General features: G+C 61.3%; 14 protein-coding genes. 8 read left to right on the top strand and 6 right to left on the bottom strand.

Going from position 1 to position 13,619, the window contains the following annotated elements; genetic code table 11:
- Positions 1-62 precede the first annotated feature (62 nt).
- From argE to ACW9I6_RS23830, 4 genes are read right to left on the bottom strand one after another with little or no spacing between them, the layout of a single operon-like run.
- Positions 63-1,208: an acetylornithine deacetylase gene (argE, locus tag ACW9I6_RS23845; protein ID WP_102606138.1), complete on the bottom strand. Its 1,146-nt coding sequence runs from the start codon at positions 1,206-1,208 to the stop codon at positions 63-65.
- Positions 1,205-1,882, bottom strand: a complete 678-nt coding sequence (locus tag ACW9I6_RS23840) for a DUF1028 domain-containing protein (RefSeq protein WP_003207324.1) — start codon at positions 1,880-1,882, stop codon at positions 1,205-1,207. The genes argE and ACW9I6_RS23840 overlap by 4 nt, the downstream gene beginning before the upstream one ends.
- A gap of 16 nt (positions 1,883-1,898) precedes the next feature.
- Positions 1,899-2,309, bottom strand: a complete 411-nt coding sequence (locus ACW9I6_RS23835; RefSeq protein ID WP_003207327.1) for a RidA family protein — start codon at positions 2,307-2,309, stop codon at positions 1,899-1,901.
- A 24-nt stretch (positions 2,310-2,333) separates the two neighbouring features.
- Entirely contained in the window at positions 2,334-3,665 is a 1,332-nt protein-coding gene (locus ACW9I6_RS23830) for a flavin-containing monooxygenase (RefSeq protein WP_371316561.1), read from the bottom strand.
- A 195-nt stretch (positions 3,666-3,860) separates the two neighbouring features.
- Here ACW9I6_RS23830 and ACW9I6_RS23825 point away from each other — a divergent pair, with 195 nt between their 5' ends.
- The 6 genes from ACW9I6_RS23825 (at position 3,861) to ACW9I6_RS23800 (ending at position 10,135) form a co-directional block, all read left to right on the top strand.
- Complete coding sequence (locus ACW9I6_RS23825) at positions 3,861-4,658, top strand: helix-turn-helix transcriptional regulator (protein ID WP_102370257.1); 798 nt, start codon at positions 3,861-3,863, stop codon at positions 4,656-4,658.
- Between the two features lie 46 nt (positions 4,659-4,704).
- Positions 4,705-6,087: an aspartate aminotransferase family protein gene (locus ACW9I6_RS23820; protein WP_134326381.1), complete on the top strand. Its 1,383-nt coding sequence runs from the start codon at positions 4,705-4,707 to the stop codon at positions 6,085-6,087.
- Positions 6,088-6,206: 119 nt separating this feature from the next.
- On the top strand, positions 6,207-7,586 hold the full coding sequence (locus ACW9I6_RS23815) for an APC family permease (protein ID WP_457339910.1): 1,380 nt from the start codon (positions 6,207-6,209) through the stop codon (positions 7,584-7,586).
- Positions 7,587-7,625: 39 nt separating this feature from the next.
- The gene (locus ACW9I6_RS23810; RefSeq protein WP_457339909.1) at positions 7,626-9,116 is read left to right on the top strand and encodes an aldehyde dehydrogenase; all 1,491 of its coding nucleotides are present in this window, start codon (positions 7,626-7,628) and stop codon (positions 9,114-9,116) included.
- Positions 9,117-9,143: 27 nt separating this feature from the next.
- Positions 9,144-9,641 (top strand): GNAT family N-acetyltransferase, encoded by a 498-nt coding sequence (locus ACW9I6_RS23805; RefSeq protein ID WP_219736773.1) that lies wholly within the window; start codon positions 9,144-9,146, stop codon positions 9,639-9,641.
- A 17-nt stretch (positions 9,642-9,658) separates the two neighbouring features.
- Positions 9,659-10,135, top strand: a complete 477-nt coding sequence (locus ACW9I6_RS23800; protein ID WP_177028164.1) for a GNAT family N-acetyltransferase — start codon at positions 9,659-9,661, stop codon at positions 10,133-10,135.
- Between the two features lie 162 nt (positions 10,136-10,297).
- On the opposite strand, the gene ACW9I6_RS23795 is transcribed toward ACW9I6_RS23800, so the two are convergent.
- Positions 10,298-10,786: an HIT family protein gene (locus tag ACW9I6_RS23795; protein ID WP_102368849.1), complete on the bottom strand. Its 489-nt coding sequence runs from the start codon at positions 10,784-10,786 to the stop codon at positions 10,298-10,300.
- A 141-nt stretch (positions 10,787-10,927) separates the two neighbouring features.
- Between ACW9I6_RS23795 and ACW9I6_RS23790 the strand changes: the two genes are divergently transcribed.
- Positions 10,928-11,257 carry a DHCW motif cupin fold protein gene (locus tag ACW9I6_RS23790; RefSeq protein WP_087692424.1) on the top strand — a complete coding sequence of 110 codons (330 nt, stop codon included), beginning with the start codon at positions 10,928-10,930 and terminating at the stop codon, positions 11,255-11,257.
- A 14-nt stretch (positions 11,258-11,271) separates the two neighbouring features.
- Here ACW9I6_RS23790 and ACW9I6_RS23785 read toward each other — a convergent pair whose 3' ends face one another.
- Entirely contained in the window at positions 11,272-12,186 is a 915-nt protein-coding gene (locus tag ACW9I6_RS23785) for a LysR family transcriptional regulator (RefSeq protein WP_457339908.1), read from the bottom strand.
- A gap of 118 nt (positions 12,187-12,304) precedes the next feature.
- Here ACW9I6_RS23785 and ACW9I6_RS23780 point away from each other — a divergent pair, with 118 nt between their 5' ends.
- On the top strand, positions 12,305-13,537 hold the full coding sequence (locus ACW9I6_RS23780) for a cation:dicarboxylate symporter family transporter (protein ID WP_177049684.1): 1,233 nt from the start codon (positions 12,305-12,307) through the stop codon (positions 13,535-13,537).
- Positions 13,538-13,619: the final 82 nt, after the last annotated feature.

The raw sequence follows: 13,619 nt of genomic DNA, 5'->3' as shown, positions 1-13,619 counted from the left end.
TACATCGGGTGACTGTCACACCGCATTCGCGAGCAAGCCCGCTCCCACATTTGGCCCGCGTTTCAGGCGCGAATCGAGTCGAGCATGCGCAACAACATGGCATCGCAAGCCTTCAGTTGCGCAACACTCACAAACTCATCCGGCTTATGCCCCTGGTCCATGCTCCCAGGCCCGCACACCACCGTCGGAATGCCCGCCGCATCAAACAACCCACCCTCGGTCCCGAACGCCACGGTGCCAAATTCCCGCGAGCCGCAAAACGCCGCAATCAGCTCCGCCGCCTGGCTGCGCTGGTCGGTGGCCAGCCCCGGGTACGCCGACAACTCACTGAAGCGAATCGCACTCTGCCGGCTCACCGCCTGCATCCGCGGCAGCACCTGCTGCATCGCATAGGCTTGTAGCTCCTCGGCCACTTCACCCGGGTCCATCGAGGGCAGGGCGCGCACTTCAAAGTCAAAACGGCAATCGGCAGGCACGATATTCAACGCCTTGCCTCCGGAAATCACCCCGGTTTGCACGGTGCTGAACGGCGGGTCAAAGCGCTCGTCCTGATGCACCTTGAGGCGCTGGCCGATTCGCCCCAGCTCACCAATCAACTCGGCCGCATACTCGATCGCATTCACGCCCTGGGGCGCATACGCCGAATGGCAGGCCTCGCCATGCACTTCACAGCGCATGGCGAGCTTGCCTTTATGGCCCAGCACCGGCTTCAACTCGGTGGGCTCGCCGATAATGCACAGCAGCGGTTTCACCGGCCATTGTTCCAGCACCTTGAGCAACGAACGCACCCCAAGGCAGCCGACTTCCTCGTCGTAGGACAGGGCGATGTGCACCGGCATGCGCAAGTCTGCGCTTGCCAAGGCCGGCACCAGCGCCAGTACACAGGCGATGTAGCCCTTCATGTCCGCCGTGCCCCGGCCAAACAGCTTGCCGTCGCGTTCGGTCAACTCAAACGGCGGCAACGTCCACGGCTGGCCATCCACCGGCACCACATCGGTGTGCCCCGACAGCACAATCCCGGGCACATTCGCCGGGCCGAGGGTGGCGAACAGATTGGCCTTGCTGCGCTCATCGTTGTAGATCAACTCGCAAGGCACGCCGAACCCTGCCAGGTAATCGCGCACGAACTCGATCAGCTTCAGGTTGGATTCGCGGCTGGTGGTATCAAACCCCACCAGCGCCTGCAGCAGTTCCCGGCTGGTGCTCATCGGTCGTCTCCGGCCACGCCGTAGCCAGGGGAGCGGTCCGGGGCGAGGGCGCGGTCGATGTAGTCCTGCACCTGTGGACGGTAGGCGTCCCAGAGCTTTTGCAGCTCGGCGATCGGCTGCTCGTCGGCCCAATCCACCCGCAGGTTGATGATCGGCCAGGTCAGCTCGCCCACCACCACCAGCGCGGCGGAATGCACCGGCCCGGCTTCGCCCCCGGCGGCAATGGCTGCATGCATCGCGGCCAGCAGGCGGTCTGCCAGTTGGCCTTCGCCTTGCTCGAAGGCCTTGACCATCGCCTCGATCACCGCGCGGTCGGCGAGCATATTGCCGGCGGCCACGCACTGTTCGCCCGACACCGCATTGTGGGTGCCAAGGGTTTCGTTGCCGCTGAAATGCACCGTGCGCCCGAGGTGATCAATCGCCGTCAGTTGCCGGTATTGGCTGTAGCCGTTGCGGGTCAGGGCCTTGTCTACGGCATCGGCAGGGGCAAGGCCTTGCTCCAATAGATCGAGTACGTCCGGGCCGAGGGCGGGCAGGGTGATGTTCTGGGTCGAGACCGCACCCACGCCGGGCCGCAGCCATGGGCAGCGGGCGCCTACGGCGATGCTCGATGAGCTGATGGCAATGCCCATCTGGCCGGTTTCCGCGCAGCGGGCGACGATTGAAAAGGTCATGTCGTGCCTCCTTGGATTACTCGGGGATGACTGCAATCACGTCGATTTCCATCAGCCACTGTGGCTGGCCCAGGGCCGAAACCACCAACCCGGTGGAGATCGGGAACACGCCTTTTAGCCACTTGCCGACTTCCTGGTACACCGGCTCGCGGTAGCGCGGGTCGATCAGGTAGGTGGTGGTCTTGACGATGTGGCTCAGGTCGCTGCCGGCTTCCTCCAGCAGTTGCTTGACGTTTTTCATTGCCTGTTCGGCTTGCGCGCGCGGGTCGCCAAGGCCGATCAGGTTGCCGTCGAAATCGGTGCCCACCTGGCCCCGTACATACACCGTGTTGCCGGCGCGTACGGCCTGGCACAGGTCATTGTCCAGGCTCTGGTTAGGGTAGGTTTCCTTGGTGTTGAACATGCGGATGCGAGTGTGAGTAGGCATCAAAAAAACTCCAGAAAAAAGTGATCAGGCGCTGACAGGTGAGGTGTGAACAACCGGTGTGGGTTCGCGGTACTCAAGGTATTGGCGCTGGATGGCGATATGGTCAGCCACGTACTTGGCGTCATGCCACACCCCCCAGATAAACGACGAGCCCCGGCGCGACTGCCATGGCAAACCGAGGAAGTAGATGCCCGACTCGCTGGCCACGCCGCGCTGGTGCTGCGGCTTGCCGGCGGCGTCAAATGCATCGACCTTCAGCCAGCTGTAATCCACGGCAAAGCCGGTGGCCCAGATGATTGAAGTGATACCGGCCTTGGCCAGGTCCAGTTCCAGGATCGGGTGCTTGATGCACTCGGCATCGGGAAACGCACGACGCGCTTCGGGCTCTGGCGGCAGGTCGAGGCCGTTGCGCTCGATATAGGCATCCGCCGCATCCAGCAGGGCCAGGTAGTTCTCATCGCCGCGGGCCAGGTTTTCCACCAGGTTGGGCTGGAAGCTCGCAACGCTGCCGTTGAAGGATTGGGTCAGGCCGACCAGGGTCATGCCTTGCTGGGCCAGCTCGCGGAAGTCGATGGTCTTGCCGCCGTGGGCGCCGCTCACCGCAATGGTCACGTGCTCGCGGCCGGGTTTCATCGCGGCCTGGTCCCACTCACCCAACACGCCCAGCCACCAGCAGAAGTCGCGGTTGCGATAGGCCCGCGGTGGGCGGTCGTGAGCACCCACCGACAGGTACACCTGGCGCCCGGAGCGTTGCAGTTCGTCGGCGATCTGCACCCCGGAGGAACCCGCACCCACCACCAGCACCGCGCCGGCCGGCAGTTGCGCGGGGTTGCGGTAGTCGGCGGAGTGGATCTGGTGCAGCGCGCTGTCTTGAGGGGCAATCGCCGGAATCACCGGCTTCTGGAACGGCCCGGTGGCCGCCACCACGCGGTTGGCTTCGATCACGCCTTCGCTGGTGTGGATGGTGAAGCCTGGGCGACCTACATTGCGCACCACCGAGGTCACGTCGACGCCGGTGCGAATCGGTGCATTGAACTTGCGTGCATAGGCTTCGAAGTAGTCCGCCACACGCTCTTTCGGCGCAAAGCCATCGGGGGCGACGTTATCGAAAGCCAGGCCCGGAAAACGGTCATGCCAGGCCGGGCCGTTGGCGACCAGCGAGTCCCAGCGGCCGGTGCGCCAGCGCTCGGCGATACGGCTGCGCTCCAGCACCAGGTGCGGCACGCCTTGCTTGCTCAGGTGCTCGCTCATGGCGACGCCAGCCTGACCGGCTCCCACCACCAGCGTGTCTGTTTTTGTTATTGCTTGAGTCATGTGTCTGTCCTTGCGTAATGCAGTTGGATTCAGCTTGGGCATGGCTTCAAGGCTAGGGGGAGGGCGGTTTTTAATAAAATATTATTAAGCTGGGAAGTGAGCATAAATATCGGATGCAGGCTCACCCTATCGGGTGATTTCGAGGATGGAGCGGGTGTGCAACCATCCTTGCAGTTCTTTCAGCGAGTGTTTGAAGTGGAAAACGACCGGCTTTCTTCTGCGCAATGGTTCGAACAGATGGCCCGGGTGACCGATAGCATCGGGCAATCGGGGTTCGCCGCGACCTTGTTCGAGGCTCTCGGTTATCTCCAGCCGATCCAGGCCACCACGCTGTATTTCTACCCGCGCGGCGGCATGCCCAGTGCGCTGTTCGAGCTGGACGGGCCATGGTTGCCACAAGGCAATGTGCGCCAGTACCTGTCGGGGTTTTATCTGCTCGACCCGTTTTACGGGGCCTGTGTGGAGGGCGTCAGCTCCGGGTGTTACGAGCTGGCCGAGGTCGCCCCCGATCACTTCGAGCTCAGCGAATACTTCCAGTCGTTTTACCGCCACTCCCATCTGGAGGATGAGCTGAACTACATCCTGCAGTCGAGCAACGGCTCGAGCCTGGCGGTGTCGCTGGCCTTTACGCAAAAGCTCGACGCCACCACCACCGGGCAATTCAAACGCATCGCGCCGTGGGTGCTGGCGGTGCTGGGCAAGCATTTCGTTGGCCTGGATGCCCAGGGGGCACGATTCGAAAACCTGCTGGAGCAGCGCATTCACTCGGCGCTGAACAACTTCGGCTCGTCGATATTGACCGAGCGGGAATGCCGGATCGCCCAACTGATCCTGCGCGGGCATTCCACCCGTTCGCTGGCCGAACGCCTCGACGTCTCGGAAGACACCATCAAGTCCCACCGCAAACACATCTACACCAAGCTCGATATCGGCGCGCAATCGGAACTGTTTGCCCTGTTTATCGATTCGCTGGCCGAAGCCCAGGGCGTCCTGAGCAAAGACCCCCTTGAAAGCTACATGAGCAAGCACCGCTGAGCGGCGTTGCTCGCCCTTGCGTCATTACTAATAAGAGAGAAATACCATGAACGTACCCGCCCAACTGAACCGCCTGACCGAGGACTACCAGAAGTCGGATGCGGCCCACCACATCCATGCCTTTGTCGATCAAAAAGCGCTGAATGCCGAAGGCCCGCGGGTGATGGTGCGCGGTGAGGGCCTTTACCTGTGGGACAGCGAAGGCAAGCGTTACCTGGACGGCATGTCGGGCCTGTGGTGCACCCAGCTGGGTTACGGTCGCAGGGACTTGACCGCTGCCGCCGCCGCCCAGATGGACCAGTTGGCGTACTACAACATGTTCTTCCACACCACCCACCCGGCGGTGATCGAGTTGTCGGAGTTGCTCTTCAGCCTGTTGCCAGGCCACTACAGCCACGTGATCTACACCAACTCCGGCTCCGAGGCCAACGAAGTACTGATTCGTACCGTGCGCCGTTACTGGCAAGTGGTCGGCCAGCCGCAGAAAAAAATCATGATCGGGCGCTGGAATGGTTATCACGGCTCCACGCTGGCGGCGTCTGCCCTGGGCGGCATGAAGTTCATGCACGAGATGGGCGGCCTGATTCCCGACGTGGCACACATTGACGAACCCTACTGGTACGCCCATGGCGGCGAGCTGACGCCTGCCGAGTTCGGCCGCCGCTGCGCCTTGCAGCTGGAAGAGAAAATCCTCGAGCTGGGCGCTGAAAACGTCGCCGGGTTTATCGCCGAGCCGTTCCAGGGCGCGGGCGGCATGATCTTCCCGCCGGAAAGCTACTGGCCCGAGATCCAGCGCATTTGCCGGCAATACGATGTGCTGCTGTGTGCCGATGAGGTGATTGGTGGCTTTGGCCGTACCGGCGAATGGTTCGCCCATCAACACTTCGGTTTCGAGCCCGACACCCTGTCCATCGCCAAGGGCCTGACCTCCGGTTACCTGCCGATGGGTGGCCTGGTGCTGAGCAAGCGCGTGGCCGATGCGCTGGTGGAGCGCGGCGGCGTGTTTGCCCACGGGCTGACCTATTCCGGGCACCCGGTGGCGGCGGCGGTGGCGCTGGCCAACCTCAAGGCGCTGCGGGACGAAGGCATCGTGCGCCAGGTGAAGAACGACACCGGACCGTACCTGCAAAAAATCCTCCATGAAGTGTTTGGCAATCACCCGATGATCGGCGAGATCCAGGGCACGGGCCTGCTTGCGGCCTTGCAGTTCGCCGAAGACAAGAGCACCCGCAAGCGCTTCGAGAACGAAAACGACCTGGCCTGGCAGTGCCGCACGTTTGGTTTCGAAGAGGGCGTAATCATTCGCTCGACGCTGGGCCGCATGATCATGGCGCCGGCACTGGTGGCCACGCGCACTGAGCTGGACGAGCTGGTTGAAAAGACCCGCATCGCCGTGGATCGCACCGCACGGATCGCGGGAAAACGCTGAAGTGACCAGCGCGCCACCCCAGGCGAGGGGTGGTGCGCAACCTCCATCAGGCAACGCTGAACGGCATCGATGCCATCGAATGCCGCGACGCCCTGCATCCCCATTTCCAGGAGTCACCCATGAATACAATAACAAACGTGACCGATACACCCGCTCATCAATCCTCACCCAAAGCCGCCTCGTCCCGCCGGTTCCGTCAGCCGTTGGGTCTTATCGGGCTGGTGCTGTTCGGCCTGGCGTACATGGTGCCGCTGGCGGTGTTTACCACCTACGGGCTGGTGACCCAAATGACCAAGGGCCACTTGCCGACCGCCTACATGCTGACCCTCGCCGCCATGCTGCTGACGGCCTACAGCTATGGGCGCATGGTCCAGGCGCATCCCTATTCGGGCTCGGTCTACTCTTACACCCGCAAGGCGTTTGGCGCCTACTTCGGCTTCATCGCCGGGTGGACCCTGTTGCTGGACTACATCTTCCTGCCGTTGCTCAGCTATTTGCTGATCGGCATCTACATGTCCGAGTATTTTCCCGGGGTGCCGACCGCCGTGTGGGTGCTCGGCTCGATTGCCCTGGTGACCACACTGAACCTGGTGGGCATCGAGTCCATCACCCGGGTCAACTGGATACTCATCGTCGCCCAGTTGGTGTTCATCGTGGTGTTCGTGGCGTTGTCGGTGCACACCCTGAGCGAGCAGTCCGCACCCGTGTCGCTGCTGGCGCCATTCCACCATGAAGGCTTCAGCGCGCCGCTGCTCATGGCGGGCGCCGCGGTGCTGTGCCTGTCGTTTCTTGGCTTCGATGCGGTGTCGACCATGGCCGAGGAAACCCCCAACCCACGCCGCACCATCCCGTTGGCGATCATGGTGGTGTCGCTGTTCGGCGGACTGCTGTTCCTGCTGGTTTCGTATTTCGCGCAAATGGTGTTCCCGCAATGGAACAGCTTCGTCGACCCGGATGCCGCCTCGGTGGATGTGATGCGCCGGGTGGGCGGCGAACTGCTGGTGACCGCCTTTACCGCAACCTATGTCGCCGGTTGCTTCGCCTCGGCGATGGTCTCCCAGGCCAGTGTGTCGCGGGTGCTGTTCGCCATGGGGCGTGACGGCGCGCTGCCCCGCGTGCTCGGCAAGCTGGTGACGAAAAAGCGCGTGCCCGCCACGGCCATCGTGCTGGTCAGCCTGTTCTCGCTGATTGCCTTGTTCATCACGCTGGATACCGTCGCCAACATGATCAGCTTCGGTGCGCTGTTTGCGTTCTCGGCGGTGAACCTGGCGGTGATCAAGCACTACCTGGTCGACCAGAAGTTGCGCGGCACCAGGAACTACTTGCTGTACGCGGTTGTGCCGGCGCTGGGGTTCCTCAGCACGATCTGGCTATGGAGCAGCCTTTCCAGCCTGTCGTTCACCATCGGCCTGAGCTGGATGGGGCTTGGGCTCCTGTGCCTGCTGGGCATCACGCGGGGGCTGCGCGTGAAGATGCCGGAACTGCAGATCGCCGAGTGAACCCCTCGTTTATCCATCGCCATTCATTGGGAGTACAACGTGTTCGACCTTAACTACTGGCAACAGCGTGTTGCCCGCCAGACGTTCATCAACACCGCCCTGATCGGTGGCCGCTCAGTGAGCGCAGCATCCGGGGCGACCTTCGACGCCATTAATCCTGCGACCCAGCAGTTGCTGTCGCGGGTTGCAGCCTGCGGTGACGCAGAAGTCGACCTGGCCGTGCGCAGCGCACGCCAGGCCTTCGAGACCGGCCCCTGGCGACGGATGCCGCCGGTGGAGCGCAAGAAAATTTTGATCAGGCTCTCCGAATTACTGATGACCCACCGCGAGGAACTGGCGCTGCTCGATTCGCTGAACATGGGCAAGCCGGTGATGGACGCCTACAACGTTGACGTGCCCGGCGCCGCCAATGTGTTTGCCTGGTACGGCGAAGCCCTCGACAAACTCTACGATCAAGTCGCGCCCACCGCTCACAACGCGTTGGCAACCATCACGCGTGAAGCACTGGGGGTGATCGCGGCGGTGGTGCCGTGGAACTTCCCGCTCGACATGGCCGCCTGGAAACTCGCGCCGGCGTTGGCGGCCGGTAACAGCGTGGTCTTGAAACCTGCCGAGCAGTCGCCGTTTTCTGCCCTGCGCCTGGCCCAGCTTGCCCTGGAAGCCGGTGTCCCGGAAGGTGTGTTGAATGTAGTGCCCGGCCTCGGCGACAGTGCCGGCAAGGCCCTGGGGCTGCACCCCGACGTGGATTGCCTGGTGTTCACCGGCTCCACTCAGGTGGGCAAATACTTCATGCAGTATTCCGCCCAGTCCAACCTGAAACAGGTGTGGCTGGAGTGTGGCGGCAAGAGCCCGAACCTGGTGTTTGAGGACTGCCAGGACCTAAACCTTGCGGCGCAGAAGGCCGCCTTCGGCATCTTTTTCAACCAGGGCGAAGTGTGTTCGGCCAACTCCCGTCTCTACGTGCAACGCTCCATCCATGACGAATTCGTCGAGCGCCTGATCGCCAAGTCGCGCGCCTGGATGCCGGGTGATCCGCTGGACCCGGGCAGTGCGGCCGGGGCCATCGTCGACAGTCAGCAAACCGCACGCATCATGCACGCCATCAGCCAGGCCCAAGGGGAGGGCGCCAGGCTGTTGTGCGGTGGCGAACAGTTGACCATCAATGGCTCCTCCAACTTCATCCAGCCGAGCATTTTTGCCGACGTGACCCGCGACATGGCCCTGTCCCGTGATGAAGTGTTCGGCCCGGTGCTTGCCGTCAGCGCTTTCGACACGGAAGAGCAGGCGATACAGCAGGCCAACGACAGCCTCTACGGCCTGGCGGCCTCGGTCTGGAGTGATGACCTCAACCGTGCGCACCGTGTGGCCCGTGCCCTGAATGCCGGGACGGTGTCGGTCAACACCATCGACGCCCTGGATGTGGCGGTGCCGTTCGGTGGTGGCAAGCAATCCGGGTTCGGGCGTGATTTGTCGCTGCACGCTTTTGACAAGTACACGCAGCTGAAAACCACCTGGTTTCAGCTGCGTTGACTCAAGCGGTTATCCGGTCGTGTATTTATGCGTGCGCGACCGGCACAACTACAGGCAAAATCAGTGCGAACTCAGAGGGCTTTGAACACCATGGTCACTATTCGCGTAATGAGCACTGCCGACTACGACGCCGTGCTCGAACTGATGCAGAAAACGCCTGGCATCTCCCTGCGCGACGCCGACTCCCGCGAGGCCACTGAGCGTTACCTGGAGCGCAATCCAGGCATGAGTTTCGTCGCCGAGGTCGACGGGGGGCTGGTTGGGTGCGTGATGTGCGGGCACGATGGCCGGCGCGGGTATTTGCAGCACTTGCTGGTGCTGCCCGCGTATCGGCGCCAGGGTATTGCGAACGCGTTGGTTGAGCGCTGCCTCACCCGCCTGGCGCAATTGGGCATCCGCAAATGCCACCTGGATGTGTTCAAGTCCAACGACAGCGCTGCCCGTTATTGGCAGGGCCAGGGCTGGCAGCTGAGGACCGATATTGATCGCTATTCGTTTACCCGACCGGGTGACGAGAACGCCTGACGTCCATGGAGGGACAGATGCTCGAGATACGACGCGCCACGCTGGAAGATGCACAGGCAGCCTTCGACATTCGCCTGTTGGCCATACGCAGCCAATGCATCGGCGCCTATACGTCCGAGCAGATGATGTTGTGGACGCAAGGCGCAGCCAAGGACGGTTACGACACGCTGATGGACAAGCATTTTTACCTGGGCTGCGTGAACGCTGAACCTGTGGTCACCGGCATGCTGGATCTGGCGAACAACGAAATCGGTGCGCTGTTTGTGCTGCCCGGGTTTACCGGACGCGGGATTGGCAAGCAGATACTGGCGTATCTGGAAGCGTTGGCGCAGGAATTGGGGATCGAGGAAGTGATCCTGGACGCGACGTTGAACGCGGCGGATTTTTATCGACGGTGTGGGTATATGGGCGATGAGCAGGCGATCTACCACTCGCCATCGGGGTTGCAGTTGGCCTGTATTCCTATGCGTAAACACCTGCGCCGTTTGCGCTGACACGGAAAAACTGTGGTGAGGGCGCTTGCTGTGGCGAGGGAGCTTGCTCCCGCTGGGTCGCGAAGCGGCCCCAATAAAGCTATCGCAATCTGACTGAAAGAACTCGCTGACCTTCTTGGGGCTGCTGCGCAGCCCAGCGGGAGCAAGCTCCCTCGCCACAGGTCATGTGTCGTCCTGGGTATTGAACTCCGTACGCAAACACCTGATCACCTCGCTCACCGAAGCTCCTTGAACCACCGGCGGCGTAGGGCTCTCACCAAACTCCCGCCAGATAAAAAGCGTCAGCTCCGCACCGTCGGTAGCCTTCTGCTGCGTCCCGAAATCCTGCAACACCCGATAGCGCTCATCCTGCCAGAACAGCGCTTCAACCCATCCATACACCGGTATGAAATGAAAGTGCAGCGGGAAGCCCGGCATATGCCCGAACCGGCTGATGTAAAGCCACTTGGGCTTCAACTGAGCCTCCATGACCCGCTGGGTTTTGGCCAGCAACCCACCCAGCTCCGCGAGCGCCGCATCGGGCATCTCGGCCAGTGAGTCAACCGGCGCCTTGGCACCCAGCATCAGGTAGCCCGGCAGTGCGGATGACAGGTGATGATTGAGCAGCCAGTGCTCGGTCTCATGCACAACAAAGGATGGATCGATCTTCATCGACGGGCTTCCATGCGAAGAGGCTTGGCAGGATACCAAGAGTCATCGCCCTGTATCCCGCAAATGCAGCGGATCTGTCTCTATCGCGGCATTCACCTTATAGATACGGTTCATCCATACCTATTCAATGCCGAGAAAACCATGGACCTGACCGCAATCCCCTTTGGCACCACCGACTGGTCGACCCTCGAGCCGGTGATGCATCCCGGCGAAACCGGCAGTGCGTATTGGCGCACTTGCCAGTTCGGTTCAACCCGCGTGCGCATGGTCGAATACAGCGCCGGTTACCTGGCTGATCACTGGTGTTGGCGCGGGCATATCCTGCTGTGCCTGGAAGGTGAGCTGCACACCGAGCTGGAGGATGGCCGGCAGTTCACGCTGACTGCAGGGATGAGTTATCAGGTGGGCAATGACATGGAGGGGCATCGTTCCTCCACTGCCATTGGCGCAAAGTTATTTGTGGTCGATTGACGTTCCATCGGCCTTCAACCCTTGCGATAAACCCCCGCCAACTCCCGCGCCAGCCCAATGAAATTCTGCAACGGCGCCGACGGATTGAACGCGCGCCGCACCAGGGTGATCGGTGCCAGCAACCTGGGTCGTGCATCGCTGATCTGGCAGTACACCACGCTTTCGCGATGCACGTCGCGCATCGACGCCGGCACCACCGAGATGCCTTCACCGGCGGCCACCAGGCTGACGTTGGTCAGCATGCGCTCCACTTCAAAGGCAATCTTCGGCTCGAAGCCGGCGTTCTGGCAGGCCTTGATCAGGTTGGCGTACATCCCCGGCGCGCCGGGGCGGCGGACCAGGATGAAGCGTTCGTCCTTGAGGTCGGCCATGGTGATTTTTGGCTCGGCGCCCTTGAGCAGCGCATGCCCGACGGGCAGGGTCAACAGCATTTCTTCGTTGAGCAATCGGTGGAACGTAAGGCTCTGGTGGTCGCCCACCGGTGCGCGGAGGATGCCGATGTCGATGCGTTTTTCGATGGTGTCTTCGGTGACTTCCCGGGCGCTGCCTTCGTTGATCGAGAGCTCCACGCCCGGGTATTGCTCGCGGTAGGCGCGGATGATTCGCGGGATCAGCGGGTGGGCGGCGGCGGAACTGGTGAAGGCAATGACCAACGTGCCTTCGATACCCTGGGCAGCGCGAGCCGCCTTGAGGGAACCTTGCTCGACGCGGGCGAGGATCACTCGCGCTTCATCGAGAAACACCAGCCCGCCGGCAGTCAGGTCGACGCCCTTGGGGTGGCGCTTGAACAGGTCGAATCCCAGCTCTTGTTCGAGGGCACGTATCTGTTGGCTGAGGGGCGGCTGCTGCATGTTCAGGCGAGCGGCGGCGCGGGTGAAATGTCGCTCTTCGGCCACCATGATGAAATAACGTAAATGGCGAAGTTCCATGGTGGTATATCCCGTGACAAGACTTTATTATTTGTGGCCTGAATGCGCCTTGGCGACCAATATGCCGAAACTGGCCTGATCCGACAATAACAATAAATAAAAAGACCATGGAGCATTGATGTCGACCCGATTTTCGAATAACGCCACCTTGCCTATTTTGATTGCCATTGCACTCGGCATGGTTGTAGGGCTGTTTTATCCGGGCGTGGCAATCGAGATGAAGCTGCTCAGTGACGCCTTTATAAAAGTGGTCGGGTTACTGATGCCATTTCTGTTGTTTGTGCTGGTGTCGACCGGTGTCGCAGGTATCAAGCGCGAGCCCCACCATCGGCATGTAGTGGGGCGGATCGTGGTGTATTTCCAGCTGATGTCCCTTGCTGCATTGGTGTTGGGAATGTCGACGGGGTGGTTGTTCAGCCTGGATCATACGGCAGTGGCCAACCTGGATTTTGATCATCTGACACCGCCTGCCGCGCCCGAAACGCTGTTGCACGAGCTGTCGATGACCTCGATTTCGTCCAGTCTTTACAAGGTTTTCACCCAAAGCCTGGTGCTCCAGGTGATGCTGGTGGCGGTGCTGTGCGGCCTGCTGCTGGGGCGTGGCGGCCAGGTCGCAAACCGCTGCCTCGGTTGGCTGGAAGCGGCGGTCGCCGGGTTGTTCTGGTTGCTGCGGTTTATCCTGAAGTTCGCACCGCTGGCGGCGTTTGGGGCGATGGCATTTGTGGTGGGAAAGTACGGTTTAAGTTCGGTGCTGCCGCTCTTGAAGTTCATTGTTGTTATTTACCTGGTTTGCGCGGTGTTCGTCATTCTAGTGTTCGCCACGATTACCCGCCTGCTCGGCGTTAAATTGAGCCGGCTAATTGCTTACTTGAAAGAAGAGTTGTTGTTGGTGACGTTCACCGGCTCTTCAGTGGCCGCACTTCCAGGTTGCGTCAGCAAACTTGAGGCGCTGGGCTGTGATCGCCAATTAGTGCGCCTGGTGTTGACCACCGGGTATACGTTCAACTTGGCCGGTACCAATCTTTATCTGACTACTGCCATTATGTTCCTGGCGCATCTGGCCGGGGTGGAGATTGCCGTGCCCGAGTTGCTGGCGGTACTGGTGATCTGCCTGTTTACCTCGCTGGGGTCTACCAGTGTGGCGGGCTCGGCGCTGTTTACCCTGATTGCTACCTTGAACATCCTGCAACTGGTGCCACTGGAAGGGGTGGGTTTGTTGTTGGGAGTGGAGCGGCTGATGAAGTGTCGGTCGTTGACCAATGTGCTGGGCAATTGCGTGGCGTGCCTGGCGATATGCGGGTGGCAGAAGTCGATTGACCATGAGGTGTTGAAGCGGGAACTGAGTCACTGAGCCGAGTACACTTTCCAAGCCCAAACTCGGTCAAATGTGGGAGCGGGCTTGCTCGCGAATGCGGTGGGTCAGCCAATAAATC

The organism is Pseudomonas sp. SDO5522_S412 (assembly GCF_054071215.1).
Note: the sequence above shows the minus strand (reverse complement) of the source record. Positions and strands in the feature narration are given on the sequence as shown.